Raw genomic sequence first — 463 nt, 5'->3', positions numbered from 1 at the left:
GCGCCCAGGTCGGCTACAACTACCAGTTCACCCCGGGCTCCGGCGTGGTCGTCGGCATCGAGGCCGACGCCCAGTACCTCGACTTCGGGCGCAACCGGAACAGCGCCTTCCTCACCGGCGGCGCGCTCGCCCCCGGATACTACGACACCGACCCGCGCGGCCTGTCGAGCCTCGACTACTTCGGCACCGTTCCGGGCCGCCTCGGCTACGCCTTCGCCCGCACCCTCGTGTACGGCACGGGCGGCTTCGCCTACGGCTCGGGCAGCGCCGACCGCTCGTTCGGCGGCTTTGCCTGCAACGACAGCTTCCGCACCGGCTACGCCGTCGGCGGCGGCATCGAGTACGCGCTCCCCACCGACTCGTTCCTGAACTTCTTCCGCTCCTCGGCCGTCACGCTCAAGGTCGAAGGCCTGTACGTCAACCTCGACCGCAACACCCGCAACCAGGGTGCCCTGGTCATCAA

Annotated in this window: 1 protein-coding gene; it reads left to right on the top strand. The window is 69.5% G+C overall.

Annotated features, from left to right (window positions below; all coding sequences use genetic code 11):
- Nucleotides 1-463 (top strand): outer membrane protein (locus MKK75_RS25840; protein ID WP_244045357.1); only part of this gene is annotated, 463 nt, incomplete at both ends.

This window comes from Methylobacterium sp. J-030 (assembly GCF_022829545.1).
Classification (GTDB): domain Bacteria; phylum Pseudomonadota; class Alphaproteobacteria; order Rhizobiales; family Beijerinckiaceae; genus Methylobacterium.
Note: the sequence above shows the minus strand (reverse complement) of the source record. Positions and strands in the feature narration are given on the sequence as shown.